The sequence below is a fragment of the Acerihabitans arboris genome (genome assembly GCF_010131535.1).
Taxonomy (GTDB): Bacteria; Pseudomonadota; Gammaproteobacteria; order Enterobacterales; family Enterobacteriaceae; genus Acerihabitans; species Acerihabitans arboris.
The window spans coordinates 19,090-43,641 of sequence record NZ_WUBS01000019.1 but is presented as its reverse complement, the minus strand read 5'-3'; the positions used below and the strand labels follow the sequence as shown (position 1 = coordinate 43,641).

Sequence of the window (24,552 nt, the reverse complement as noted above, 5' to 3'; positions counted from 1 at the left end):
TTATAGGTTTGCGGACCTGAAGTCCGCCAGCGGCCGTTTTTGCCCGCCCCCGGCGCTAAAATTATCTTTATCCAGCCAGGCTCGCAGCGCCCGGCCGACGGCAGGCCATTCGCCATCGATAATGGAGTACCAGCAGGTATCGCGATTATGGCCTTTGGACACCACCGCCTGGCGGAAGGTGCCCTCGTACTGGAAGCCCAGCCGCCTGGCAGCCTGGTTGGAGGCCAGGTTTAGACTATGGCATTTCCATTCGCAGCGCCGGTAACCCAGGGTGTCGAAGATATAGCTTAGCAGCAGGGTAATCGCCTCGGTGCCGCAGGCGGAGCGTTTCATCAGCGGCGACCAGTTGACCCAGCCGATTTCCAGCACGCCGTTGACCGGGTCGATGCGCATCAACGCCACCGAGCCTACCGCCTTGCCGGTCGCCTGGTCGATGACCGCGTAATGCAACGGGTCCGCGCTGGCCGCGTTGGCGGCAACCAGGGCATCGCACGCGGCGGCGCTTGCCGGGCGACGGCTGGAAAAATAGGTCCAGTCGCGCTCGTCGCCAATGCTGTGCCAGGCGCTGAACAACGCCGGACTATGGCCGATTGCCAGCGGTTCCAGGCGGCAGAACCGGCCGGCAAGGGAGATTTTTTGCGGTAACGGCCGGGGCTGCCAATCCGGTAGCCCCGCGCCAATAGGCTGGTGGTACTCATTTACCAGAGGTGCCTGTTGCATGTTTTTATCCTCTCGCCCGGTAATCGGTGAATATTACGGTTTTTTGGCCACGATGATGGTATCGCCCTGCCTATAAAGCGGCGTGGCCCGTATGGCTGACTCAATGGCGTTGCGAATCGACATATGCCCCTGGACCGGCGACGGTCGTGCCGGTCCGGCTGCCGCCAGATCGGCGCGGACAAAGCAGCCGGCGGGCAACGCCGGCGAAAACAGCAGGCAAGAAAGGGGCAGGCGCATCATGGTTCTCTTTATAGTTTTTAATACGTCATCCTAAAGCCAATCCTTCAGGGGCGTGTCGCCTAAACTACTGCAAAGGGGGTGTTGGCCGCAAATTTTAACCTGAAATAGAAAAGACGGAATGTGGCTTTGTGCAATTCAAGCGGCGGGGAGGTAAACATCGCGGGCAAAAAAAAACCTACGCATCCGCGTAGGTTGGTGCAACTGAAATGGTTTCAACATACAGAGTATGTTGATTTCTCACCAATCAATACCTCTGGGAGTACCTACTCTATAGCCCGCAACCTGATTAAACTACCGCATAATCGCAAGATTACCGCTCGAAATGAAACCAACTGTAAATTTTACCCCATGATTGATTCCGCGCCACCTGGTTATGGCCATCAGGTACGCAGCTTACGCACCTCCACCAGGCAACTCATGGCGTTCGGCCCCTGGGTCAGCGGCGAGGTGCCGATATCCAGGGTCAGTACATTGGGATTGCCGGACTGTTCAATACCGGCCTGGTCGCCTTGCCAGCCCGGCGTAAACCAGGATCCGGTCGCCATGTAGATAACCCCGGGCGCCACGCCGTCATCATGCCTGGCGCCCGCCAGGATCCGGCCGCGCTGGTTATGCACCTCCACCAGCTCGCCGTCGGCGATGTCGCGCCGGCGGGCATCCTCGGGATGGATATAAAGCGTTTCCTTGCCGGCGGTTTTATTGCCCTGCGCCAGCGGCGCGGGGTCAAGCTGGCTGTGCAGCCGATCCTTGGGCTGCAGCGAAATCAGGTGCAGCGGATAAGTTGCGGCCAGCGCGCTGCCCAGCCATTCCACCGGCGGTCGCCACTGCGGATGCGGGGCAAAATCGGCATAGTCGAAGCCGGCAATAGTGGTGCTGAACAGCTCGATGCGCCCGCTCGGCGTTTTAAGCGGATGGGCCGCGGGGTCGCGGCGAAAATCGCCCAGCAGGATAAAATCCCGCGCGGGCGCGGGCACCTTGATATGGCCTTCCCGCCAGAATTGCGCGAACGACGGCCATTCATGCCCGGCGCGGGCGTGGGACTGCGCGCTTTGGCGGAAAAGATGTTCAATCCAGTCCCGCTCGCCCCGCCCTTCGGTAAACGCCTCGCGATAGCCCAGGCGCTCAGCCAGGTCGGCGAAAATATCAATATCGTTACGCGCCTGATGCAGCGGCGCCACGGCCTGATGCATGGCCAGCACGTAGCTGTCGCGCGAGGAACCGCCGATATCGTTGCGCTCGAGGGAGGTGGTCACCGGCAGGACGATATCCGCCAGTTTTGCCGCCGGCGTCCACCAGATATCCTGCACCACCACGGTGTCGGGTTTGCTCCAGCCCTCCAGCAGCCGGTTAAGCTGCTGATGATGATGGAAGGGATTGCCGCCCGCCCAGTGGATCATATGGATGTCAGGGTAGCGCCGCGCCTCGCCCTGGAAAGTGTATTCCCCACCCGGACAGAGCAGCATATCGGCGATACGGGCTACCGGAATGGTCAGCGCGGCGGCGGCATTCGGCCCGAGCGGCAGGGTCGGCGCCTGGGCGTCCAGCCGGGGATTGCCGACGCCGTTCATCGAGCCGTGGCCAAAGGCAAAACCGCCGCCCGGCAGGCCTATCTGCCCCAGCATGGCGGACAAGGCGATCACCATCCAATAGGGCTGTTCGCCCCGGTGCGCCCGCTGGACGGCATAAGAACAGGTCATAAAACTGCGCACGCCGACAAGCTGCCGCGCCAGGCGTTTAATGCGCTCCTCCGGTATGCCGGTAATGGCGCCGGCCCAGGCCGGCGTTTTGGCAATGCCGTCCCCCTGGCCGCGCAGATAACCCGCCAGTTGTTCATAGCCGACGCAATATCCGGCCAGGAAAGCGTCATTCTGCGCGCCGTGCCGCTGGATTTCATAGGCCAGGGCCAGCATCAGCGCCACATCGGTATTCGGCCGGATAGGGATCCATTCCGCCTGCAGGAAACCGGGACAATCATCACGGGTCGGGCTGATATTAATGACCGGCGTACCCTTGGCGGCCAACTGTTCAAGCCACGGCTTAAGCGTATGCTCGGCGGCGCCGCCGGAAGAGACCTGGGCGTTTTTCAGCGCCAGGCCGCCAAAGGCGATAAACAGTTCACAGTGTGCGATAACGCTTGGCCATGCGGTGACCCGGCCGGTTAACGGACTAAAGGTGCCGATAATATGGGGCAGGAAAAACTGCGCGGCGCCCCAGCTATAGTTGCCCGCCTGGTCCACCGCCCCGCCGCCGGCAAAATGAAAACGCCTGACCAGCGAGCGGGCATGATGCACCCTTCCTGCGGAGGACCAGCCGTAAGAGCCGGTAAATATGCCGGACGCGCCGTAGCGGTCGCGTACCCGCCGGTTTTCGTCGGCAATCAGATCCAGCGCCACATCCCACTCAACCTCGACGAAGTCTTCGCGCCCGCGCAGCGCGCCGTCGCTGTGTTCCCGTTTCTGCAGCCAGGAGCGGCGCACCGCCGGTTTGCGGATACGCCGGTCCGAATAGAGCATCGGCGCGATGGAATCCAGCATCGGCGACGGGTCCGGGTCACCGGCGAATGGCTCGCAGCGGATTAACCTGCCGTCCTCGACCACCGCCGTAAACGCCCCCCAGTGGGCCAATTGAGGAAAACGTGAAATGGTCATGCAGTCTCTGTCTTGTCAGGAATTGAAACATAAAAATAACATCATTTGCCCGACCGCGACAAAGCACGAAAGTCTCTTTGCGGCGCTAATTTTCATTTATACCGTACCGATCGTCAAAGGTGTGCGCCAACACCTTGCATCGACGGGTTTTTTCCGTAAAACTGATAAATGTAAACGATTACCCTACGAGAGCTAGCAAGCGATATGGCCACCATTAAGGATGTAGCTAAACTGGCGGGCGTATCTGTCGCCACCGTCTCACGCGTTATCAATAATTCACCGAAAGCCAGCGATAACTCGCGCCAGGCGGTGCTTGGCGCCATGGAGGAATTGCAATATCACCCCAACGCCAATGCCCGGGCGTTGGCGCAGCAATCCACCGAAACGGTGGGACTGATTGTGTCGGACGTGTCCGATCCGTTTTTCGGCGCCATGGTTAAGGCGGTGGAGCAGGTGGCCTACCGCACCGGCAATTTTCTCCTGATAGGCAACGGCTACCATATCCTGGAACAGGAGCGGCAGGCCATCGAGCAGTTAATCCGCCACCGCTGCGCCGCGCTGGTGGTGCATGCGCAGATGATCCCGGAAGAGGAGCTTAACGCCCTGATGGCGCATATTCCGGGCATGGTGCTGATCAACCGCATTTTGCCCGCGTACGCCAGCCGCTGCGTGGCCCTTGACGATCGTTACGGCGCCTGGCTGGCGACCCGCCATCTGATCCAGCAGGGACACCGGCGCATTGCGTTTATCTGCTCCAGCCACCCCATTTCCGACAGCACCGATCGGCTGCAGGGATATCTGGATGCGCTGAAGGATCATAATATCGAGCTGGATGAAAAGCTTATCGCCTACGGCGAACCCGACGAGGTGGGGGGCGAACAGGCCATTACCAGCCTGTTGGGGCGCGGGCGGAATTTTACCGCCATTGCCTGTTACAACGATTCGATGGCCGCCGGCGCGCTGGCGGTATTAAGCGATAACGGTATCGACGTGCCGGAAGAAATGTCGCTGGTGGGCTTTGACGATGTGCTGATTTCCCGTTACCTGCGCCCGCGCCTGACCACCATCCGTTATCCGGTGGTGGCGATGGCCACCCAGGCGGCGCAGCTGGCGCTGGCGCTGGCAAACGGGGATCCGCTGCCGGAGGTGACCAATACCTTCAGTCCTACCCTGGTGCGGCGTCACTCGGTAGCGCCGCCGCCGTAAAGCGTGATTTACCGCGCATCCGCCCGCGATTGATAAATATGCACCGGCATATCGGGATATTCGACGCCGACGCCGATCGGCTCCCAGCCGTGACGTTCATAATAGCCGGTGAAGGTGGCGTATAAATAGAGATTGGCAAAACCGGCGCGCCGGCTGAAGTCCCGCACAAAGGCTTGCAACCGCCGTCCCAAACCCTGGCCCCGGTAGTCGGTATCCACATACAGCGCCGCCAGCCAGGGGGTCAGATCCTGGCGGCTTAACAAATCGCAGCGCCATAGTCCCACGGTGCCCACCGGCCGGTCGCCGTCGAGGGCGATAAAAGTGATGGGCAAGCCTTCCCGCCTCAGGCTGCTGCCGACGATGGCGGCGTAAAAACCGCGGCCGGCGCCGTTGCCGAACGCGCGCCATAACCAGTCAATCACCAGTTCCTTATGCCGGGCATGGTCTACCAATGGGGCAATCACTATCGGCATCAGACCAGCTTACCCTGGAAAATCGGTACCGATTCAAACAGGAAACCGTCAAATTCCGGCGCATCGGCATCGGAAATTTCCATCAGGGTATTTTTGACGCTTTCCATATGCTGCCACATGCACTGATAGGAGCCCATCACATCCCGCCGGCGCAGGGCCACCAGGATATTCTGGTGATCCGCCAGCCAGCGCAGCCGCAGGGAACGCGTATCGATATGGCTGTAAAGCTGTTGCCATAGCGCGCTGGATTCCTGCCGCAGCCAGATGGATTTTACCGTTTCCAGCAGCATCTGGTTTTGCGTTGCCCCGGCAATCAGTTCGTGAAACAGCTTATCATTGTTCACGCTGCGCTCGTTGGTGATGATATCGCGCTGCTCCTGTTCCAGCGAACGGCGCAGGTTTTCAATGTCCATTTTTGTGGCCATCTTGGCGGCAAACGCGGCGATATTGCTCTCCAGCAGTTGGCGGGCCTGCAGCAGTTCGAACGGCCCCACTTCACTTTCAAGGCAACGCGGATCCTGTTCGGCATCGCCGCCCGGGATGCGCATCACATACACGCCGGATCCCTGGCGGATATCCACCACGCCCTCCAGTTCCAGCATCAGCAGGGCCTCGCGGATAATGGTGCGGCTGACGCCGTAGGTTTCCGCGATATTACGTTCGGGGGGCAGACGCGTACCGACCGGGTAATGACCAGATTGGATCTTTTGCCGCAGGTCCCGGCCAATTTCCTGATACTGTTTTTTTTCCTGCAACATCACACCTTCTTCCCCTCGCCCGTTAACGCGTAACCTCAACCACGACATGCCCGCAACAGGGCGACAGGCTTGACGGCAACGTGTCGCCTGTCGTCGCGCGGGTTAGTGTAACAAACCCAGGGCCTGATCCAGTACTTTTGCGCCGTTTAAAGTTCCATAGGCCACCGAATCGATTACCGCGATGGGGATCTGGTACTCATCGGTGAGCTTTTTGTTCTCCGCCAGCTTAAAACGCACCTGCGGCCCCAGCAGCACCACCAGGATATCATTACCAAAGGTCTGCAGCTCATCGCGCAGGTTCTGTTCGGGAATGGCGTAGATCATATATTCCAGCGACCGGCTGGCCGCCTCCTTTTCCATTTTGGTCACCACCAGCGACGTGGACATGCCCGCGGAACAGGCCAGGACAATACGTTTCATAGGTATTCCTCTTATTTATCTTCATCATCCAGCGTTAACGCCAGGGTGCGGGCGGCGCTTAAGCGGGCGAACCAGGCGGCGGATTTTTTCGGCTGCCGGCGCAGCTGCTGCTGCAAATCGATTTCAATCAGCCCATAGCGATTTTTAAAGGCGTTCATCGGCGACACGTTATCGGTAAACGCCCACAGCATATAACCCAGGCAGCGCGCGCCTTCCTCACGGGCTTTTAACGCCCAGTACAGATGTTCGGCGATAAAGTCGATACGGTAATCATCCTGGATCTCGCCTTCGGCGTTTTTAAAACGCGCCTCATTTTCAATGCCCATGCCGTTTTCGGCGATAAACCAGGGCATATCCGGATAATCCCGGTTCATGCGCTGCGCCATGTCATAGACAATCCTGGGATTGATTTCCCAGCCGCGCGAGGTATTCATCCGCCGTCCGGGCAACTCGAACGGCTCATAATAATAAGCCGGATGGAACGGGGTATGTTCATTCCACTGGCGGCTGGGGGCCTTCACCCGATGGGGGTAATAAAGATTAATCCCCACCTCATGGACCGGATAGCGGCGAATGATATCCAGCTCCTGTTCGTCGTAATGCCACTCCACGCCATGCAGGCGCAGCAGCTCGATTAGCTCCGCCGGGTATACCCCCAGCAGCAACGGGTCGAGGAACACCCGGTTATAAAACAGGTCGTAAATATGCGCCGCCTTCTGATCATGGGGCGCGCTGGAGCGGGCATAGGTCACCTCCGGATTGAGGATAACGCCCAGGGATCCGCCGTCGCGCCGGTAGCCTTGCTGCTCGAACAACTGCACCAGCCGGGCGGTGGCGAGGATTTTATGGTGATTCCACTGCATCCATTTATCGGTATTCTGTTCATAAGGATAACGCAGGGCATCCAGGTAAACCCGGGTCTGCACCACAATCGGTTCGTTAAAGGAAAACCAGCGTTTAACCTTGCCGGCATAGCGGGCAAACACTTTTTCCGCGTAACCGACAAACAGCTCCACCACATGCTTTGACTGCCAGCCGCCGTAGGTTTCCAGCAGATAGGCCGGCAGTTCGTAATGTTCCAGGCAGATCATCGGCTCAATGCCTTGCCTGAGCATCTCGTCGAGAAAATTATCGATATAGGACGCATATTCCTCGTCGACAATCACCTGTTCGTAATCCAGCAGGAAACGCGACCAGTTAATCGACGTGCGGTAATGGGTCAGTCCGGCCTGCTTCATCAACGCCACGTCTTCCGCGTAGCGATGGATAAAATCGGTGGCCACCGCCGGGCCGTAGCCGTTATGCCATACATGGCGATCCTGTTTATACCAGAGGTCGAGATAGGAATCCTGGCCCGGTTTCTTGCCGCTCCAGCCCTCGGTCTGCCAGGCGGACGCCGCGGCGCCCAGGATAAAATCCGCCGGGATGGCGATGGTAACCTTGCTCATGTCCAGCCTCACGATGATTTAAGGGTTTCTGTACGGGTAGATTCGCTCATTTCCGCCGCTATCTGCGCCTGATCCGCGCGGCGTGACGCCACCTGCACAAAAGGCAGGTAAATCAGGAACGACACCACGATGCAGCACAGTTGGGTGACCACCGCGCCCATCGATCCGGCGGTGGATAGCCAGGCGTTAATCAGCGGCGGCGTGGTCCAGGGCACCATCACCACCGCCTTGGCGGCAAATCCCAGGCTGGTGGCGAAATAGCCGATGGTGCCGGTTACCAGCGGCGTGATAATAAAAGGAATGGCCAGGATCGGATTAAGCATGATCGGCATGCCGAAGATCACCGGTTCGTTAATATTAAAGAACGAAGGGCCCAGGGATAATTTGGCTATTTCCTTCATTTCCTTGCGCTTAGAGGTAAATAATACCGCCATCAATAACCCGATGGTGAGACCGGAACCGCCGATGCTCATATACACATCCCAGAAAGGCATGGTAATAATATTGGGAATATCCTTGCCCTGTTCAAACGCGGTCATATTGACGGTAATGGCGCCGAGCAATAAAGGTTCGCGAATCGGTTTAATCATTTGATTGCCGTGAATGCCGATTACCCAGAACAGCTGGGCGACAAACATCAGCACCAGTATTCCCGGCAGGCTTTGCACCACGGATTCCAGCGGCTCCTGCACCACTTTATACACCGCATCGTACAAATACATGCCGGTGACGCGCTGGAAAACAAAACCGAAGGTTGCCAGCAGCACCACGGTAATGATCGCCGGTATCAGGGCGGTAAACGAGGCGGAAACATTGGGCGGCACGCTGTCCGGCATCTTGATGCGGAATTTATCCACCTTTTCCAGGCGCGAATAGACCTCCACCGATAAAATCGCCATGAACATGCCGAGGAACAGGCTCTTGGTATCCGAGAACTGTCGTGCCAGCACGTCCTTGACCACCATCATCTGGTCGCCGACCATTAATTGCAGCGTGGTCGGCGTGACGGCGATAAAACAAATTACCGCCAGCAGCCCGGGAAATAAGGTGCGCGACCCGTTAAGGCGGCCCAGTTCAATCCCGATAAGAAATACCGCGCCGATGGTTAAAAAATTCAGGGTGGCGTAGTTAATGCTGCTCATGATGGGTTTGAGCGTCGCCAGCGGCGCAAAGAATTTAAAACTGGCGAGCCCGTTGACCGGGTCGAGCACCATATTGGAGATCAGTACCGAAAACGCGCCGACGATGATCACCGGCATTAAGGTAATAAACGCCGCCTTGATAGCCATGATATAGCGGAAGCTATTAAATTTAGTGGCGAACGATCCCAGGGAATCGATCATACGATCCTTAAATGACATGACACCACCTCATCATCAGTGAGTTAAACCTGTTGATATTGCACGTTTGCCGGTAGCCGGCGTATTTTTATGGGTTTGGCATACCAAAAACTAGCGTAATTGAATTATTTTTCTGTGATCATGCTCTCACAAGACAACATTGGAATTCCAATATGATGAAATTACCAAATTTGGCATACCAATAGAGGTGACGGATGGAAGATTTTGAACAAACGGTGATGGAGCTGCTGATTAACGCCGGCGAAGCCCGGTCCGCGAGCATGAGCGCCATCCAGGCGGCGCGGGGCCGGCGGTGGGATGAAGCGGGTGAGATGATGGACGAGGCGCGCCAGGCCTCGCGCCGCGCCCACGCCATCCAGACCCGGTTGATCGGGCTGGACGAAGGGGCGGGTAAAGTGCCGGTCAACCTGATCATGGTCCACGCGCAGGATCATTTGATGACCGCCATGCTGTGCCAGGATCTGGCGGAGGAATTCATCCTGTTGCGCCGCGAGCTGGCGGACCTGGCCGCCCGCTGACCCATGCCTGCCGGAAATCGCGCCGACGGCGGGCGGGGCGTTTACCGGCCCGCGGTCCCGGCGGCGCGGCGCGGTGTTTTAATTTTTAACACTCTTTTAACGGTCAATCGATTGGCTTCGCGCCGGGGGGAGGATATGATGCGAATCACCACTTTCTTTTAACATATAAAACACCATGTCTTTTCATTCCCCTAAAGAAGTCACGGCAATCGCTGTACAAATGGGCACGGCCAAAAGCCGTGCGCCCTTGCCTTATTTACTGGTGCTCGGTTGCCTGGCCGGCGCGTATATCGCGCTCGGTTTTATGCTGGATATCCACGTTACCGCCAGCCTGCCCGCCGATTGGGGGTCGTTCGGCGTCTTTTTGGGGGCCTCGGTATTCCCGGTGGGGCTGGTGCTGACGCTTATCGCCGGCGGCGAACTGCTGACCGGTAATATGATGACGCTGCCGATCGCCTGGCTGGCGCGGCAAATCTCTTTTATATCGCTGCTGCGCAACTGGTTCTGGATTACCCTGGCCAACTTTGCCGGCAGCATTGTGATTGCGTGGTTTTTCGGCCATGTGCTCGGCCTGACCGAAGGCGCGTTTCTGGCTAAAACCGTGGCCACCGCCCAGGCGAAGATCTCCGCCGATTTCCTGCACGCCTTTATTTCCGGCATCGGCTGCAACTGGCTGGTGAGCCTGGCGGTATGGTTGGCGTATAGCGGCAAGGACGTGGCGAGCAAGATATTGGGTATCTGGTTCCCGGTCATGGCGTTTGTCGATCTAGGCTTCCAGCACGTGGTGGCCAATATGTTCGTCATCCCGGCGGCGATCTTTGCCGGCCAGGCGACCTGGGCAGAATACTGGGGCAATTTCCCGGGCGTGTTCCTGGGCAATGCCGCCGGCGGCGCCATCTTTGTCGCGCTGGTGTATTATATCGCCTATCGCCCGCTGGCGGCGGAAACCGCAATACGCGCGCCGGCGGCCGAGCGCGGCAAAGCCTGAGACGCCGGCTTGGCGGCGTGCCTGCGGCTTATTGAGCGTCAGTCGCCGTCGCCGCTCGCCAAGGGTGGTAGTCCACTACGTACAGGCACTCCTTATGGGCACTTCAGGCGTCCGCCGGCGCCGGCCCCGGGGCGAAGTGTGGCAAAAAGGGTTGCCCGGCGCTACAGCCGTTCCAGCGCCAGGAGTTCATCCAGCGTCTGGCGGCGGCGGATCTGGCGCGGGCGGCCCTGCTCGAACAAGACTTCCGCCAACAGCGGACGGGTGTTGTAATTGGACGACATCGAGGCGCCGTAGGCGCCGGTATCATGGAATACCAGATAATCGCCCACCCGGGCGGCGGGTAATACGCGCGGCTCGATGCCGCCGCCGGCCAACTGGGTAAACACATCCCCCGATTCGCACAACGGGCCGCCCACCACCGTTTCAATTTCCGGCCGCCCGTCCGGCTCGCCGCCTTCGGCGGGGATCACCGAGATATGGTGATAGCTGCCGTACATCGCCGGGCGCATCAGATCGTTGAAACCGGCGTCCACCAGCACAAAGTGGCGACTGCCCATGTCCTTGACCGCCTGCACCCGCGCCACCAGCGCGCCGGATTCCGCCACCAGGAAACGTCCAGGCTCAATCTCAAGCTGGACCGGATGGCCCAGATGGCGGCTGATTTCCCGCCGCGCGGCGTCCCACAGGCCAAAATAGTGTTCGGTATTGACGGCCTCCTCGCCAAACCGGTACGGCACCGACAGCCCGCCGCCGGCGGAGATGGCGTGAATATCCTGGCCGGAGGCGATAACCTCCCGCACCATCGCCGCGCAGACCTGCCGCAAATGGTCATAATCCACCCCGGAGCCGATATGCATATGCAGACCGATAAGCGTTAACCCATAACGCTTAATCTGCGCGATGGCCTGCGGCAGATCGGCATGCCAGATACCGTGTTTGCTGTTTTCGCCGCCGGTATTGGTTTTCTGGCTGTGGCCGTGGCCGAAACCGGGATTGATGCGCAGCCATACCTCATGTCCGGGCGAATGCCGCCCCAGTTGTTCGAGCATATCCACCGATCCGGCGTTGACCGGGATGGCCAGCTCCACCACCCGCTGCAGGGTCGGGCAATCGAACACGTCGGCGGTAAACACGATCTCGCCCGGCGTTTGTCCCGGCCGGTAGCCCGCCACCAGCGCCCGCTCGATTTCACCCAGGGACACGGAGTCTACTTTCACCCCGTGTTCGCGCATCAGGCGCAGGATATGGGTGTTGGAACAGGCCTTCTGAGCAAAGCGGATCACGTCGAACCGCCGCAATTGGCGGATGCGTTCGATAATCACCTCGGCTTCATACGCCCAGACCGGACCGCCGTAACGCTGGAAAAGTTGACGCAAGTTGACCGCGTTAAGCGCGCTCTGGGTGTGGTACAGGCTGTGTGGCATGGGTTCCCCGTCTGTTTTATGCTGCTATGCGCTATTATTTATCAATGCGGGTCTATCGATAAAATATCTATTTTGGCATCAGCTATTCATCTATGATATGGACTTTCGGCATGGAGAGAACAGGATGGCGGCGATTTCATTACGGCATATCGATATATTCCACGCGGTGATGACCACCGGCAATCTTACCGAGGCGGCGGCATTGCTGAATACCTCGCAGCCGACGGTCAGCCGTGAGCTGGCGCGCTTCGAGCATCTGCTGCAAATGACGTTGTTCGAGCGCGTCAAGGGCCGGCTGAAACCCACCGGCGAAGGCCTGCGGCTGTTTGAAGAGGTACAGCGTTCCTATTATGGCCTGGATCGTATTTTGAGCGCCGCCCGGGCCATCCGCGAATTTCACCAGGCGCAGCTCTCGGTGGCCTGCCTGCCGGTATTTTCCCAATCGCTGCTGCCGCAGGTGTGCCGGGATTTTTTTACCCGTCATCCGGCGGTCAGCCTGAGCGTGGTGCCGCAGGAATCGCCGCTGCTGGAAGAGTGGCTATCCGCCCAGCGCCACGATATCGGCCTGACGGAAAATACCTTTACCCCCGCCGGCACCGAACGCGAGACCCTGATGACGCTTAACGAGGTCTGCGTGCTGCCCGCCGGCCATCCGCTCGCCCAACGGGCGCAGTTGACCCCGCAGGATTTTCACCGGCAGCCGTATATCAGCCTGTCGGCCACCGACAGCTATCGCCAGCTGCTGGACCGGCTGTTCAGCCAGGCGGGCGTTGAGCGCGGTATGGTGGTGGAAACCCACAGCGCCGCGTCGGTCTGCGCCATGGTGCGCGCCGGGGTGGGGATTTCCATCGTCAACCCGCTTACCGCGCTCGACTATGCCGCCAGCGGCGTGGTGCTGAAAACGTTCAGTCTCCCGGTGCCGTTCACGGTCAGCCTGATCCGGCCGCTACACCGCCCGGCATCGGCCCTGGTCAGCCATTTTATCGATTACCTGCATGCCTTTGCCGCCGCCGTTCCCGCCCGGCTGGACGCCGCGCTGGCACAGCCGTGACCCGGTGACCCGTTCGCCAGCCTGTTGGGCCCCGCTTGTGGTCAGGTTATGCGGTCACCGGCCTGCCCGGGGAACGATAGAAAGTCAGCAGGCACACCAGCAGCCCGGACAGGGCCATCACTCCCGCCGCCAGCGGCACCGTGGTCAGCCCGAGCCCGGTGGCGATGACCTTGCCGCCGGCCCAGGCGCCCAGGGCGTTGCCGATATTAAAAGCGGATATGTTCAGCGTCGACACCAGGTTGGGCGCGTCCTCGCCATGGGCCACCACGTTAATCTGCAGCGCCGGGATGGTGCTGAAGGTGGCCAGCGCCCAAAAGAACAGGGTGATTTCCGCCGGCAGCAGCGCGTGGCTGGTCCAGAAAAACAGTACCGAGAACACCGCGATCATGGCGAAACTCAGCATCAGGCTAAAGGAAACCCGCCAGTCGGCCAGCCGGCCGCCGATCAGGTTGCCCAGGGTCAAGCCGGCGCCGATTAAAAACAGCGTCCAGCTGACGCCACGATCGCTGACGCCGGTCACCTGCAGCAGCAGCGGCGCGATATAGCTGAACAGCGTGAACATGGCGGCGGCAAAACAGACCGTCATCAGCAGCGACAACAACAGGCGGCCGTTGCGCAGCGCGGCAAATTCCCGGGCCAGGTTGGCGGGCGCCGCGTCACGCTGCGGCGGCAGGCTGGCCAGCAGGGCGATAAAACCCACGATGCCAAGGGCCGACACGCCCCAGAAGGTGGCGCGCCAGCCATACAGCTGTCCCAGCCAGGTGCCGATAGGCACGCCCAGCACATTGGCCAGCGTCAGGCCGGTAAACATCAGCGCCACCGCCGAGGCGCGGCGATGGGCCGGCACCAGACCGGCGGCCACCACCGCGCCGATGCCGAAAAAAGCGCCGTGGCTGAGCGCGGTGACCACCCTGGCGAGCATCAGCAGGCCATAACCGTAGGCCATGGCGCACATGGCGTTGCCGATAATGAATATCACCATCAATAACGCCAGGCAGGTTTTACGCGGCAGGCGGGCGGTCAGGATTGCCATGATGGGCGCCCCCGCCGCCACGCCGATGGCGTAACCGCTGATAAGCCAGCCGGCGTCCGGCAGCGAAACCGCCAGGCTTTCCGCCACCTGCGGCAATAATCCCATGATGACAAATTCAGTCGTCCCGATGGCGAACGCGCTTAGCGCCAGGGCCAGAAGAGCAACAGGCATAACAGACTCCCATACATGATCCTGCCCGCGGGCCGGAGAGATTTTTATCGATAACGAGAGTACGCCAGGAAGAGGGGCAGCAACCAAGGTGGTTGAAATAATGTGGTCAGCTAAATCGTTATAATATTGTTAAAATAACACGCAACGCGCATGACGCCAAGACCGTTGCGCGCTCAGTAAAGCGAGACGCGCTTAAAGTCGCCGTTTGCCCGCACGTTCACGCCGAATCCGCAGTCGCCGGACAGGGTCTCCAGGGTTGCCACGTCGGCTTTAAAGGTCATGTTCACCTGGCAGGACGACCCGTCGGCCTGTTCATCCTGGCGATAGACGCCATGGCCGCCCTCCAGCGACTGCACCACGGAAAACTCGCCCATATTCGGGCCGTAGTACATGCCCATCACCGGCATATAAAAACCGTTAAAGCTGATTTTCCACACATTGCCCTCGGGCTGTACCGCGATGGTGCTCCATACCCCCTTGCCGGCATAACGCCAATAGTTGCCCATCGGGGTGGCGGCCAGCGCGGGCCGCAGGCGATCCAGCACCGGTTGTATCAACGCCAGGTTAACGCGGGTTTTGTCATCAGCCGGCGCCAGGGAAAGCCAGGCCGCGGCCTTCAACGGCTCGCCGGAATGGATCAGGGCCAGCGCGACGTTGTTATAGGCGGTATTGATTGCCCCGGGCGGCAGGCGGCAAAATTCGCTCCAGGCGGCCTGGGCGGTAAACTCGTCCACCGCGCGATCCATATGGCCCTGCTGATACGCCGTATTCCCCGCCTGTGCATAATCATCAATGCGCGCGCAGTCGGTTTTGATCTGCTCATCTTTTGGCGTCGCATAGCTTAACGCGCCATGCAACCCCAGGGCGATCGCCCCGGCCTTCAGTATCCTGTCCATCCCCTGCCCATATTGCTGATGCCATCGCTCACCCGCGATAATGAAGCGCCGGGGGCCATAAGTAAAGATGCGGCCGGAAAGGTTAATCCGGCTTAACGAAAAAACCGGTCTGCCGCTCCGGGAGATCCTCCGCGCCGACGTCGGTCAGCTATTGCCGGCCAGTAGCTCCGCATGGGCGTCGGTCACCAGCATGATTTTACCGATATGCGTGCCGCCCTCCATCAGCGCATGGGCGTCGGACGCCTGGCGCAAGGGAAAGGCCCGTTCAATCAGCGGGCGGATCTTGCCCGCGGCCAGCAGCGGCCAGACCTGCAGTTGCAGATCGGCGGCGATGGCGGCCTTATCCTCCACCGGGCGCGGACGCAGCGTCGACCCGGTATGGGTTAAACGCTTGGCCAGCATGTTCATCAGGTTCAGCTCTTTGGCCGGGCCGTTCTGCACGCCGATTTGCACGATGCGGCCGTCCACCGCCGCCGCCGCGTAGTTGCGCGCCACATAGTCCCCGGCGATCAAATCGACAATCACATCCGCGCCGTGTCCGTCGGTCAGGCGCGCCGTCTCGGCGACAAAATCCCCGGTGCGGTAATTAATGGCATGGTCGGCGCCAAGCTTGCGCGCCGCCGCGCATTTCTCTTCCGACCCGACGGTGGTCAGCACCGTGGCGCCAAAGGCCTTGGCCAGCATAATCGTCACGGTGCCGATGCCGGAGGTGCCGCCGTGCACCAGCAGGATGTCGCCTTTTTGCAGCTTGCCGCGCTGGAACACGTTGACCCAAACGGTGAAAAAGGTCTCCGGCAGCGCCGCCGCTTCCAGCAGCGACAAACCCTGCGGCACCGGCAGCGCGTTGGTTTCATGCACCACGCAATATTCGGCGTAGCCGCCGCCGGCCACCAGGGCGCACACGTTGTCGCCAACGGCAAAGCGTCCGGCGCCGGCGCCCAGCGCCACCACCTCGCCGGCAATCTCAAGCCCCGGCAGCTCGGACGCGCCGGGAGGCGGCGGATAGGACCCCTGGCGCTGCATTACGTCGGGGCGGTTAACGCCCGCGGCGGCGACCTTGACCAACAGATAGCCGGGGCCGGGACGGGGTACCGGCAGCTCGACCGGGATCAGCTGCTCGGGGCCGCCGGGCTGTTTAATCCTGACGGCTTGCATGGTGGCGGGAACGGTGGATGAAGTCATAGATAGCCCTGTAACATAGTTTTAATCCCTGCGTCGGGATAAAGAATTAACGATCCGATGTAACCTAGATTAGCCTATTTTAGGCCGCGACTCAGCTATCCGCCGTGCTATGTTCCCGCAACCGCAGTTCAAGACGGGCGATCAGCTGGCCCAATTCGCGCATATCGTCGCCATCCAGCACCGGGCCGGGCTGACGCACCGCCGCGCTGCGGATCGCTCCCCGGCGGCGCAGGGTTTCCTTGCGCCGCGCCAGGCCGATGCCGTACTGGAATTCATGGTGCAGCTACGGCAGGTAAATATCAAACAGATCTTCGGCCTCTTCGGCCCTGCCCGCCTGGAACAGCGCGCAAACCCGCACCAGCATTTCCGGATAGGCAAACCCGGTCATCGCCCCGTCCGCGCCGCGCCGCATTTCCTGCGGTAAAAACAGACCGCCGTTGCCGGCCAGGATGCTGATGCGCCGCAGGCCGCGCGCCGCGCTTTGCGCGCGTACCTGGCTCAGCTTGCGCAGGCCCGGCAGATCTTCATGTTTCAGCATCACCAACTATCCGCCTCTCCTTATTACGAAATTGGTTGCCGCCTGAAACCAGTAACATAACTTAACTAATAATTAGCTATATTAATTATATACATCAGCAAGATAAATTCTCCACGACGTTAATTAAATTTTTAGATCCTTATTTATCAGCCAACTAATCACATTATGGGCCGACATGGCGATCCGGCACCTTTTCAAACGTCCCGATTTATTTATACTGGACACATAAACAGTATTAATGGATTTATCAACATGAAGATCGTTACCACCTTTTTTGCGCCCGCCGACCTGTTGCCGGTGCTTTCCCTGCCGCTGTTTGCCGACCGGTGCCGGGCGGGTTTTCCCTCGCCGGCGCAGGATTATGTCGAAAAATCCCTCGACCTGAACGAGTACTGTATCCGCCATCCCAGCGCCACCTACTTTGTCCGCGCCAGCGGCGACTCAATGACCGACGCCGGCATCGGCGACGGGGACCTGCTGGTGGTCGACCGCGCGGAACAAGCCGGTCACGGCGATATCGTGATCGCCGCCATCGACGGCGAGTTTACCGTGAAACGCCTTTGCCTGCGGCCGCGCCTGGCGCTGCAGCCGATGAACCCGGCGTTCCCCGACATCTTTCCCGATCCCGACACGCTGGAAATCTTCGGCGTGGTGCTGTTTGCCGTTCATGACACCCGTAATTGATCATGTTTGCCCTGGCCGACGTCAACAGCTTCTACGCCTCCTGCGAAACCCTGTTTCGTCCGGATCTGAACGGCGTGCCCGTCGTGGTATTGAGCAATAACGACGGCTGCGTAATCGCCCGTTCGGCGGAGGCGAAAAAACTGGGGGTGAAGATGGGACTACCCTATTTTCAACTGGGCGAATTATTGCGCCGGCGGCGCATCGCCGTATTCTCCTCGAACTATGCCCTGTACGCGGATATGTCGGCACGGGTGATGGCGACGCTTGAAGCCCTGGCGCCCCGTGCCGAGGTCTACTCCATTGACGAGGCATGGATGGATGTCACCGGCATTAACGCCAGCATGCCCTACGAAGACTTCGGCCGTCGGGTCCGTGAAACGGTGCGGCGGGTGACCGGGCTGACGGTGGGCGTCGGCATTGCCCGTACCAAGACCCTGGCCAAGCTATGCAATCATGCGGCCAAGCGGTGGCCGGCCACCGGCGGAGTGGTGGCGCTGGACGACCCGATCCGGCTGCGCAGGCTGATGGCGCTGGCGCCGGTCGGCGATGTCTGGGGCGTCGGGCGGCGGATCGGCAAAAAGCTCAATGCCATGGGCATGCACACCACGCTGCAGCTGGCCGATGCCAACATCCATTTTATCCGCAAGACCTTCGGCGTGGTGCTGGAGCGCACGGTACGGGAGCTGCGGGGCGAACCCTGTATCAGCCTTGAGGAACAGCCGCCGGCCAAACAGCAGATCGTCTGCAGCCGCTCGTTCGGCGGCCGGGTTACCGACCTTGCCGCCATGCGCCAGGCGGTATGCCGTTACGCCGAGCGCGCGGCGGAAAAACTACGCCAGGAAAAACAGTATTGCCGGCAGATAGCGGTATTTATCCGTTCCTCGCCCTACGCCGTCAATGAACCTTATTATGCCAACGGCGCCAATGAAACGCTGCTCACCGCCACCCAGGATACGCGGGATATCGTCGCGGCCGCCCTGCGCGGCCTGGAGCGCATCTGGCGCGACGGCCCCCGTTACGCCAAGGCCGGGGTGATGCTGAATGACTTCGCCCCCACCCGGCAGGCCCAGTTCCATTTGTTTGACGACCGTCCTCCCCGACCCTTCAGCCGCGAACTGATGACGGTGCTCGACAAGATCAACCAGACCGGCATCGGCCATGTCTGGTTTGCCGGCCAGGGCATCGCCCCCGCCTGGGCGATGAAACGCGAGATGCTGTCGCCGGCCTACACCACCCGCTGGCGGGAACTGCCCGTCGCCAGGATGATCTGATAGGCGGCCAGCCGGCAATCCGCCGCGCGCGGACCAGGCGGGACGTGCTCTTTGTTGGCGGTAATATATTGCCACCCATCGTAATTAACGGTACAAATAAAGCCGCTATGGCAAGCGCGGGGCGCTAGCGGCCCCCGGCAACACTTTTTTAATATTAAAATAAGACAATAAGGACACACCTCTCATGTTAGCCAAGATTACCCGCCTGTTTCCCCTGTGGGCCGTGTTGCTGTCGATCGCCGCCTATTACTCGCCAACCACCTTTACCCGCATCGGCCCTTATGTGAGCATACTGCTGATGCTGATTATGTTCGCCATGGGCGTCACGCTCAGGGCGGGTGATTTTAAGCGCGTGCTGTCGCGGCCGGCGCCGGTGATCGCCGCCACCTTTCTGCACTATCTGGTAATGCCGCTGGCCGCCTGGATACTGGCCAAACTGTTCCATATGCCGCCCGACCTGTCGGCGGGCATGATCCTGGTGGGCAGCGTTGCCAGCGGCACGGCCTCCAATGTGATGATTTACCTGGCGAAAGGGGACGTGGCGCTCTCGGTGACCATCTCCGCCGTTTCCACCCTGGTGGGGGTATTCGCCACCCCGCTGTTGACCCGCTTATACGTAGACGCGCAAATCAAGGTCGACGTGGCGGGCATGCTGCTGAGCATCCTGCAGATTGTGGTGATCCCGATCTTCGCCGGCCTGGTCATCCATCACCTGTTTACCCGCGCCGTCAAGCGGGTGCAGCCGCTGCTGCCGGCGTTCTCGATGATTTGCATCCTGGCGATTATCAGCGCGGTGGTCGGTGGCAGCCAGGGCTTTATCGGCTCAGTGGGGCTGGTGGTGATCGTGGCGGTGATCCTGCATAACGGCATCGGCCTGCTGAGCGGCTACTGGGGCGGAAAACTGTTCGGTTTTGACGAAACCACCTGCCGCACGCTGGCCATGGAGGTCGGCATGCAAAACTCCGGTCTGGCCGCCACCCTGGGCAAGATTTATTTCTCCCCCCTGGCGGCCCTGCCCGGCGCGCTGTTTTCGGTATGGCACAACCTGTCCGGCTCGCTGCTGGCGGGCTACTGGTCCGGCCGTCCGATTAAAGGCATCAAACCTCAATAACGGCGTTTACGCATCGCCGGCCCAACGCCGTCCGGCGCAGATGTTGCGCCGGCGGTTAAATTATCAGAATAATTAACAGAACGCGCCTGCCCCGTGGTTAATTACATTAATAAAACCGCAGTTAATACCCGCAACATTCCCCAGCGCCACGTTTCGGTTTAAGCGCCGCATAGCCGCCCTGCCGCCGTTGGCGGCGGCGCGGGTATTTTCCCCACGTTGGCTACTCTCCATCTATGCTTAAGGAAAAGTGACGTATAAAGCAATCCGATGCCCGGCCGATAATGAGCGGCGCGTTACAGTTATTTACCAAAATAGATAGCTGACTTAACACAATATGGGTGTTAAATCTCTCCGCCTCAACTCGCCGCCATGTTCGCCATACAGGATTTCTGCAGATGACATTTAGATTGAATGCCTTTAATTCAATTAGACCCAATGTAAAATGGGCAACGGTATTCTGGTTATTAAACGCTTTGCTGCTGACGGCCGTCAGTTTCCGCTACTGGCGGTGGATTCCTATTCCCCAGGGCGATTGGCGTTCTGTTATTTATTTGCTTACCGCGCAATACGCCTTGTTCGGCGCGTTCTGCCTGCTGGGCCTGGCGCTGAATTGCCTGTTATGCCTGTTGCCCGGCAAACTATTCAGGGGCATCGGCATCCTGCTGGGGTTTTGCGCCGTCGCGGTACTGGTAATAGATACCCTGGTCTTCGCCCAGTATCGCTTTCATCTCAACGGCGTGGTGCTCGAAATGCTGTTCGAGGGCCGCGATGTCGTCGATCTCTCCTGGTTTACCTGGCTGATCGGCGGATGCATTGGGCTGACGCTGCTGGCCCTGCAACTGCTGTTTAATCACCTGGCCCGCGCCGGCCGCCGGCTAAGCCTGCTCAGGGCACCCGCCTATGGCCTGATAGCGCTCAGCATCCTGGTCAGCCAGGGCATGCATGCCTGGGACGATGCCAACTATAAAACCCAGATTCCCAGCTATACCCATGATTTCCCGCTTTATTACCCGCTGACGGCGAAATCCAGGCTGGTCGCCTGGGGACTGGTAGACCCGTCGCTGGCCTTGAATAAAGAGAACAGCCTTCAGGCGGCGCCGGAAGGGGTATTAAATTATCCCCTGCAGCCCATCACCTACGACAAACCGGCGCGGCAGCCCAACGTGCTGTTTATCCTGATCGATGCCTGGCGCTACGACGACGCCAATGCCCAGGTGACGCCCAACGTCAGCCGTTTCGCCCGGCAGGCGCTGCGCTTCCACCAGCATCGCAGCGGCGGCAATTCCACCGAGCCGGGCATATTCAGCCTGTTCTACAGCCTGCCGGACACCTATTGGCTGGCGGTGCGCAACAGCGGCCAGCGCCCGGTGCTGATGCAAACCCTGGCCGACGAGGGATATCAGTTTTCCATTCACGGGTCGGCCGATCTTAATCATCCGCCGTTTGACAGAACGGTGTTTTCCCATATTCCCGATTTGACCATCAGCAACAACGCGCCGTCTCCCGCCCGGCGCGATCGGCAGATTACCGATGCGTTTAAGCAATTTATCGATCGGCGCGACGCTCAAAAACCGTTTTTCGGTTTCCTGTTTTATGACGCGGCCCATGGCTACGATCTGCCGCCCGACGCGGCGACACCCTTTAAGCCTTATTGGGAACGCGTGGATCACATAAAGCTGAATAATGACTTTGACCCGACCGAATATCATAATCGCTACCGCGACGCGCTGTATTATGACGATGGGCTGATAGGCGAGGTGTTAAGCAAACTGGCCCAGGCCGGGCTGGATGGAAATACCCTGGTGGTGATCACCTCCGACCATGGCGAAGAGTTTAACGATCATAAAAAGAACTACTGGGGCCACGGCAGCAATTTCAGCGACGTGCAAATCCATGTGCCGATGTTTATGAAGGTGCCGGGCGGCGAAAGCGGCGACATTAACCAGCGCACCAGCCATTTTGACGTGGTGCCGACGCTGATGCAGACCATTGCCGGCGTCACCACGCCGACGCGCGACTACAGCGTGGGGCGCAATTTATTGCATGCCGACGCGCCGCATTCCGAGGATATGATTGTCGGCAGCTATTACAATTACGCGGTGGTGTCCCCCGATCAGATCGACGTGGTGTATCCGGGCGGGATTTTTGAAACCTTTACGCCGGACCTGCAGCCCAGCAAGCAGCATCTGCTGCAGGGCGAGCGGCTGCGTAACATTATCGGATTGATGTCGCGGTTTAATAAATAAACCAGCACCGCATGGCGGTGCTGATGGGCATGACAGGCAGGCGTCGATCAGAAGTTGAACGCGCCGCCGATATACGGGCCGTCGGCCAGGATGTTGTCGCGATCGCCGTCCTTGCCGTCCATTGCCATATAACGGTAACCGACGCTGACGGTCACCAGCGGAATCGCGGTCAGCCTGACGCCGGCGTTGGCTTCGGTGTAGTTTTCCACGCCGCTGGAGAGGGAATCCGGCGAGTAGTAATAGTCGCCATACAGGCTGAACAGACTCCCCACCGGCAGTTGCAGGCCACCGCCCACGGCAATGGCATAACCTTCATCGCCGTCTTTCGGCCCCACATACAGCCCCTTGCCGCCTAGGGTGCCCATAAACGGGCCGAGGGGGATATTGTAGCCGAGCCCGAGACCGGCAACGTCGCCGTTGTCATCGTTATGCGCCCAGTTGCCGCTGACGGCAATACCCTGCGTGGTGGTGCCAAAACCAACGCCAACGTTGGTATAATGCTCGCCGACTTCACCGGTTACGCTTACGGCATTGGCGGATGCGGCGGCAAATAACAGGCTGGCGGCGGCGCCAGCAATAAGAAACGTCTTCATTGTTTTCTTCCTGAATCGTCAAAAGGGGTGGGGAACATGCCACCGCTGGAAGTTTAACGCAAAGGGCGCCAAGTGTAATGAAGTTAATTGTTAAATTTCAGGCACAAGCATCCAATGCCATTGCCCCGCCGCCATGGCCTCACTTGCCGCAATGCTCCTTCACCTCTTTGGCGCCGTTGCCTACCGCCCGGATGGCGGCGGACAGTTTTTGCTTGGTGATCCCCAGGGTTTGGGTCCAGTACTCCACTTCCCAAGGTTCCCGCAGGCTAATAAAGTTTTTATCTTTCGGCTCTTGAAGATGAATTTGTTCACTCATTTCGTTTTGTCCCGGATGATGGGAATAGCCCCACTCCAGTTATAAGTTTATATAACTTAATATCAACAGGTATTATTTAACTCTTCGGACTGGATCAACACCCGGCGGGAATAAAAAAGTATATTTGCAAAACGTGAAAAGGATCGCAGTAACTTTATTAAACTGCGCCGCGGGAGACAGTCCGGCTCAGCGCGGCAATAAAATCACCCGCTTAAATGGTTTTGCCTGGAAATAGCGTCGCGCGCCGCGCTGATTGTGTCCCCGCAGGATAAAAAACCGCCCCTCGGGGCGGAAAGATGCGCTTTGAGCGTCAACTATCCACATCAGTCGACAGCGCGATGCTTTTTTGGCCTTCCAGCGCGTCGAGCCGTTGCGTTAACGCCGCGTGGATATGGTCATACGCCTGGCTGCCCAATGCCAGCCGGCGGGGGGCGGGACTGCGGTCAACGCTTGCCATGATTTCCCGCACCATTTTCACCGGATCGCCCAAGATCGCAAAGGTTTCATCGACCAGCGCCCGCCGCATATCGCCCGCGGGAGTCTGGTCATATACCGCCATCGGCGGCGGCGTTACCAGGCCGCCGGCAAAACCGGTTTTCGCCGGTCCCGGTTCAACCAGGGTAAATTCGATATTGAACGGCGCCACTTCCTGCGCGACCGCCTCGACAAATCCCTCGATACCCCATTTGGTGGCGTGATACAGGCTGAAATTGGGGTAAGTGGTTTGCCCGCCCTCCGACGACACCTGCAGGATGCGTCCCCCACCCTGCCGGCGAAGATGCGGCAAGGCGGCCCGGATCACCTGGATCGAACCGATAAGGTTGGTATCGATCTGATGGCGAATCTGATCGTCGTCCGCCTCCTCGCCCGCGCCGAACACCGCGTAGCCGGCGTTACTGACGACTACGTCGATCCGGCCCCATTGCGCAAAGACGCGCCCGACCACCTCATGTACCGCCCGCGTATCGGTAACGTCCAATTGCTCCACCCACAGGCGGTCGCCATACTGCGCCAGCAGATGGTCAAGGGCGCCGGTCTTGCGCAGGGTTGCCGCGACGCGATCGCCGCGCGCCAGGAGCTTTTCCGTCAGTTCCCGGCCGAGGCCCGAGGACGTGCCGGTAATAAACCATGTTTTGGACATAATCAGTCTCCTAAATTATCACAATGCCGCACCGGCGGCGTGTTGATTGAGTATATGGCCACCGGATCCATGCTACTATCCGTACAATATGGGATGAAGAAGTGAAATAAACCCA

Annotated in this window: 24 protein-coding genes; 8 read left to right on the top strand and 16 right to left on the bottom strand. The window is 59.4% G+C overall.

The features are described 5' to 3' along the window. The 3 genes from GRH90_RS22515 to GRH90_RS22505 form a co-directional block, all read right to left on the bottom strand. Complete coding sequence (locus tag GRH90_RS22515; RefSeq protein WP_162368220.1) at nt 1–720, bottom strand: GNAT family N-acetyltransferase; 720 nt, start codon at nt 718–720, stop codon at nt 1–3. A gap of 33 nt (nt 721–753) precedes the next feature. Then, a complete protein-coding gene (locus tag GRH90_RS22510) occupies nt 754–960 on the bottom strand; it encodes a hypothetical protein (protein ID WP_162368219.1) in 207 nt (68 codons plus the stop codon). A gap of 380 nt (nt 961–1,340) precedes the next feature. Next, complete coding sequence (locus tag GRH90_RS22505) at nt 1,341–3,608, bottom strand: molybdopterin guanine dinucleotide-containing S/N-oxide reductase (protein WP_162368218.1); 2,268 nt, start codon at nt 3,606–3,608, stop codon at nt 1,341–1,343. Between the two features lie 204 nt (nt 3,609–3,812). On the opposite strand from GRH90_RS22505, the gene galR reads away from it, so the two are divergent. Next, the gene (gene galR, locus GRH90_RS22500) at nt 3,813–4,814 is read left to right on the top strand and encodes an HTH-type transcriptional regulator GalR (protein WP_162368217.1); all 1,002 of its coding nucleotides are present in this window, start codon (nt 3,813–3,815) and stop codon (nt 4,812–4,814) included. A gap of 8 nt (nt 4,815–4,822) precedes the next feature. On the opposite strand, the gene GRH90_RS22495 is transcribed toward galR, so the two are convergent. From GRH90_RS22495 to GRH90_RS22475, 5 genes are all read right to left on the bottom strand, one after another. Next, on the bottom strand, nt 4,823–5,287 hold the full coding sequence (locus GRH90_RS22495) for a GNAT family N-acetyltransferase (protein WP_162368216.1): 465 nt from the start codon (nt 5,285–5,287) through the stop codon (nt 4,823–4,825). Further along, the gene (locus GRH90_RS22490; RefSeq protein WP_246236205.1) at nt 5,287–6,045 is read right to left on the bottom strand and encodes a GntR family transcriptional regulator; all 759 of its coding nucleotides are present in this window, start codon (nt 6,043–6,045) and stop codon (nt 5,287–5,289) included. The genes GRH90_RS22495 and GRH90_RS22490 overlap by 1 nt, the downstream gene beginning before the upstream one ends. Nucleotides 6,046–6,147: 102 nt before the next feature. After that, complete coding sequence (locus GRH90_RS22485) at nt 6,148–6,465, bottom strand: PTS sugar transporter subunit IIB (protein WP_162368214.1); 318 nt, start codon at nt 6,463–6,465, stop codon at nt 6,148–6,150. Nucleotides 6,466–6,476: 11 nt separating this feature from the next. Further along, nucleotides 6,477–7,913, bottom strand: coding sequence for a glycoside hydrolase family 1 protein (locus tag GRH90_RS22480; RefSeq protein WP_162368213.1), 1,437 nt, complete (start codon nt 7,911–7,913; stop codon nt 6,477–6,479). Between the two features lie 8 nt (nt 7,914–7,921). Then, nucleotides 7,922–9,274, bottom strand: coding sequence for a PTS sugar transporter subunit IIC (locus tag GRH90_RS22475; protein ID WP_162368212.1), 1,353 nt, complete (start codon nt 9,272–9,274; stop codon nt 7,922–7,924). Nucleotides 9,275–9,468: 194 nt separating this feature from the next. Between GRH90_RS22475 and GRH90_RS22470 the strand changes: the two genes are divergently transcribed. Next, entirely contained in the window at nt 9,469–9,792 is a 324-nt protein-coding gene (locus GRH90_RS22470) for a PTS lactose/cellobiose transporter subunit IIA (RefSeq protein ID WP_162368211.1), read from the top strand. 175 nt (nt 9,793–9,967) lie between these two features. Continuing rightward, the gene (locus GRH90_RS22465) at nt 9,968–10,780 is read left to right on the top strand and encodes a formate/nitrite transporter family protein (RefSeq protein ID WP_162368210.1); all 813 of its coding nucleotides are present in this window, start codon (nt 9,968–9,970) and stop codon (nt 10,778–10,780) included. A gap of 161 nt (nt 10,781–10,941) precedes the next feature. On the opposite strand, the gene lysA is transcribed toward GRH90_RS22465, so the two are convergent. Beyond that, nucleotides 10,942–12,204 carry a diaminopimelate decarboxylase gene (lysA, locus tag GRH90_RS22460; protein WP_162368209.1) on the bottom strand — a complete coding sequence of 421 codons (1,263 nt, stop codon included), beginning with the start codon at nt 12,202–12,204 and terminating at the stop codon, nt 10,942–10,944. 124 nt (nt 12,205–12,328) lie between these two features. Here lysA and GRH90_RS22455 point away from each other — a divergent pair, with 124 nt between their 5' ends. Further along, nucleotides 12,329–13,255, top strand: coding sequence for a LysR family transcriptional regulator (locus GRH90_RS22455; RefSeq protein WP_162368208.1), 927 nt, complete (start codon nt 12,329–12,331; stop codon nt 13,253–13,255). A 46-nt stretch (nt 13,256–13,301) separates the two neighbouring features. On the opposite strand, the gene GRH90_RS22450 is transcribed toward GRH90_RS22455, so the two are convergent. The 4 genes from GRH90_RS22450 to GRH90_RS26360 form a co-directional block, all read right to left on the bottom strand. Further along, nucleotides 13,302–14,459 carry an MFS transporter gene (locus GRH90_RS22450; protein ID WP_162368207.1) on the bottom strand — a complete coding sequence of 386 codons (1,158 nt, stop codon included), beginning with the start codon at nt 14,457–14,459 and terminating at the stop codon, nt 13,302–13,304. Between the two features lie 173 nt (nt 14,460–14,632). Then, the gene (locus tag GRH90_RS22445) at nt 14,633–15,355 is read right to left on the bottom strand and encodes a tetratricopeptide repeat protein (protein WP_162368206.1); all 723 of its coding nucleotides are present in this window, start codon (nt 15,353–15,355) and stop codon (nt 14,633–14,635) included. Nucleotides 15,356–15,499: 144 nt separating this feature from the next. Then, a complete protein-coding gene (locus tag GRH90_RS22440; RefSeq protein ID WP_218586281.1) occupies nt 15,500–16,537 on the bottom strand; it encodes an NAD(P)H-quinone oxidoreductase in 1,038 nt (345 codons plus the stop codon). A 283-nt stretch (nt 16,538–16,820) separates the two neighbouring features. Next, complete coding sequence (locus GRH90_RS26360; protein WP_246236201.1) at nt 16,821–17,075, bottom strand: hypothetical protein; 255 nt, start codon at nt 17,073–17,075, stop codon at nt 16,821–16,823. 252 nt (nt 17,076–17,327) lie between these two features. Between GRH90_RS26360 and umuD the strand changes: the two genes are divergently transcribed. From umuD to GRH90_RS22415, 4 genes are all read left to right on the top strand, one after another. Next, on the top strand, nt 17,328–17,759 hold the full coding sequence (gene umuD, locus GRH90_RS22430; RefSeq protein WP_162368205.1) for a translesion error-prone DNA polymerase V autoproteolytic subunit: 432 nt from the start codon (nt 17,328–17,330) through the stop codon (nt 17,757–17,759). Between the two features lie 2 nt (nt 17,760–17,761). After that, nucleotides 17,762–19,030 carry a translesion error-prone DNA polymerase V subunit UmuC gene (gene umuC, locus GRH90_RS22425; RefSeq protein ID WP_162368294.1) on the top strand — a complete coding sequence of 423 codons (1,269 nt, stop codon included), beginning with the start codon at nt 17,762–17,764 and terminating at the stop codon, nt 19,028–19,030. A 184-nt stretch (nt 19,031–19,214) separates the two neighbouring features. Beyond that, nucleotides 19,215–20,141, top strand: coding sequence for a ketopantoate/pantoate/pantothenate transporter PanS (gene panS, locus GRH90_RS22420; RefSeq protein WP_162368204.1), 927 nt, complete (start codon nt 19,215–19,217; stop codon nt 20,139–20,141). A gap of 395 nt (nt 20,142–20,536) precedes the next feature. Further along, on the top strand, nt 20,537–22,387 hold the full coding sequence (locus GRH90_RS22415) for a DUF3413 domain-containing protein (protein ID WP_162368203.1): 1,851 nt from the start codon (nt 20,537–20,539) through the stop codon (nt 22,385–22,387). Nucleotides 22,388–22,434: 47 nt separating this feature from the next. On the opposite strand, the gene GRH90_RS22410 is transcribed toward GRH90_RS22415, so the two are convergent. From GRH90_RS22410 to GRH90_RS22400, 3 genes are all read right to left on the bottom strand, one after another. Next, complete coding sequence (locus tag GRH90_RS22410; protein ID WP_162368202.1) at nt 22,435–22,980, bottom strand: YfaZ family outer membrane protein; 546 nt, start codon at nt 22,978–22,980, stop codon at nt 22,435–22,437. Between the two features lie 139 nt (nt 22,981–23,119). Further along, entirely contained in the window at nt 23,120–23,296 is a 177-nt protein-coding gene (locus tag GRH90_RS22405) for a DUF3606 domain-containing protein (protein WP_162368201.1), read from the bottom strand. A gap of 310 nt (nt 23,297–23,606) precedes the next feature. Further along, nucleotides 23,607–24,437: an SDR family oxidoreductase gene (locus GRH90_RS22400; protein WP_162368200.1), complete on the bottom strand. Its 831-nt coding sequence runs from the start codon at nt 24,435–24,437 to the stop codon at nt 23,607–23,609. Nucleotides 24,438–24,552 lie beyond the last annotated feature (115 nt).

What these genes read in the sequence shown, in the direction of transcription:
- GRH90_RS22415 (WP_162368203.1), top strand. Translation starts at nt 20,537, where the DNA reads ATGACATTTAGATTGAATGCCTTTAATTCAATTAGACCCAATGTAAAA.
- GRH90_RS22515 (WP_162368220.1), bottom strand. Translation starts at nt 720, where the DNA reads ATGCAACAGGCACCTCTGGTAAATGAGTACCACCAGCCTATTGGCGCG.
- GRH90_RS26360 (WP_246236201.1), bottom strand. Translation starts at nt 17,075, where the DNA reads ATGCTGAAACATGAAGATCTGCCGGGCCTGCGCAAGCTGAGCCAGGTA.
- GRH90_RS22465 (WP_162368210.1), top strand. Translation starts at nt 9,968, where the DNA reads ATGTCTTTTCATTCCCCTAAAGAAGTCACGGCAATCGCTGTACAAATG.
- GRH90_RS22410 (WP_162368202.1), bottom strand. Translation starts at nt 22,980, where the DNA reads ATGAAGACGTTTCTTATTGCTGGCGCCGCCGCCAGCCTGTTATTTGCC.
- GRH90_RS22480 (WP_162368213.1), bottom strand. Translation starts at nt 7,913, where the DNA reads ATGAGCAAGGTTACCATCGCCATCCCGGCGGATTTTATCCTGGGCGCC.
- GRH90_RS22475 (WP_162368212.1), bottom strand. Translation starts at nt 9,274, where the DNA reads ATGTCATTTAAGGATCGTATGATCGATTCCCTGGGATCGTTCGCCACT.
- lysA (WP_162368209.1), bottom strand. Translation starts at nt 12,204, where the DNA reads ATGCCACACAGCCTGTACCACACCCAGAGCGCGCTTAACGCGGTCAAC.
- GRH90_RS22445 (WP_162368206.1), bottom strand. Translation starts at nt 15,355, where the DNA reads ATGGACAGGATACTGAAGGCCGGGGCGATCGCCCTGGGGTTGCATGGC.
- GRH90_RS22400 (WP_162368200.1), bottom strand. Translation starts at nt 24,437, where the DNA reads ATGTCCAAAACATGGTTTATTACCGGCACGTCCTCGGGCCTCGGCCGG.
- galR (WP_162368217.1), top strand. Translation starts at nt 3,813, where the DNA reads ATGGCCACCATTAAGGATGTAGCTAAACTGGCGGGCGTATCTGTCGCC.
- GRH90_RS22405 (WP_162368201.1), bottom strand. Translation starts at nt 23,296, where the DNA reads ATGAGTGAACAAATTCATCTTCAAGAGCCGAAAGATAAAAACTTTATT.
- umuC (WP_162368294.1), top strand. Translation starts at nt 17,762, where the DNA reads ATGTTTGCCCTGGCCGACGTCAACAGCTTCTACGCCTCCTGCGAAACC.
- GRH90_RS22455 (WP_162368208.1), top strand. Translation starts at nt 12,329, where the DNA reads ATGGCGGCGATTTCATTACGGCATATCGATATATTCCACGCGGTGATG.
- umuD (WP_162368205.1), top strand. Translation starts at nt 17,328, where the DNA reads ATGAAGATCGTTACCACCTTTTTTGCGCCCGCCGACCTGTTGCCGGTG.
- panS (WP_162368204.1), top strand. Translation starts at nt 19,215, where the DNA reads ATGTTAGCCAAGATTACCCGCCTGTTTCCCCTGTGGGCCGTGTTGCTG.
- GRH90_RS22470 (WP_162368211.1), top strand. Translation starts at nt 9,469, where the DNA reads ATGGAAGATTTTGAACAAACGGTGATGGAGCTGCTGATTAACGCCGGC.
- GRH90_RS22505 (WP_162368218.1), bottom strand. Translation starts at nt 3,608, where the DNA reads ATGACCATTTCACGTTTTCCTCAATTGGCCCACTGGGGGGCGTTTACG.
- GRH90_RS22485 (WP_162368214.1), bottom strand. Translation starts at nt 6,465, where the DNA reads ATGAAACGTATTGTCCTGGCCTGTTCCGCGGGCATGTCCACGTCGCTG.
- GRH90_RS22440 (WP_218586281.1), bottom strand. Translation starts at nt 16,537, where the DNA reads ATGACTTCATCCACCGTTCCCGCCACCATGCAAGCCGTCAGGATTAAA.
- GRH90_RS22490 (WP_246236205.1), bottom strand. Translation starts at nt 6,045, where the DNA reads ATGTTGCAGGAAAAAAAACAGTATCAGGAAATTGGCCGGGACCTGCGG.
- GRH90_RS22495 (WP_162368216.1), bottom strand. Translation starts at nt 5,287, where the DNA reads ATGCCGATAGTGATTGCCCCATTGGTAGACCATGCCCGGCATAAGGAA.
- GRH90_RS22510 (WP_162368219.1), bottom strand. Translation starts at nt 960, where the DNA reads ATGATGCGCCTGCCCCTTTCTTGCCTGCTGTTTTCGCCGGCGTTGCCC.
- GRH90_RS22450 (WP_162368207.1), bottom strand. Translation starts at nt 14,459, where the DNA reads ATGCCTGTTGCTCTTCTGGCCCTGGCGCTAAGCGCGTTCGCCATCGGG.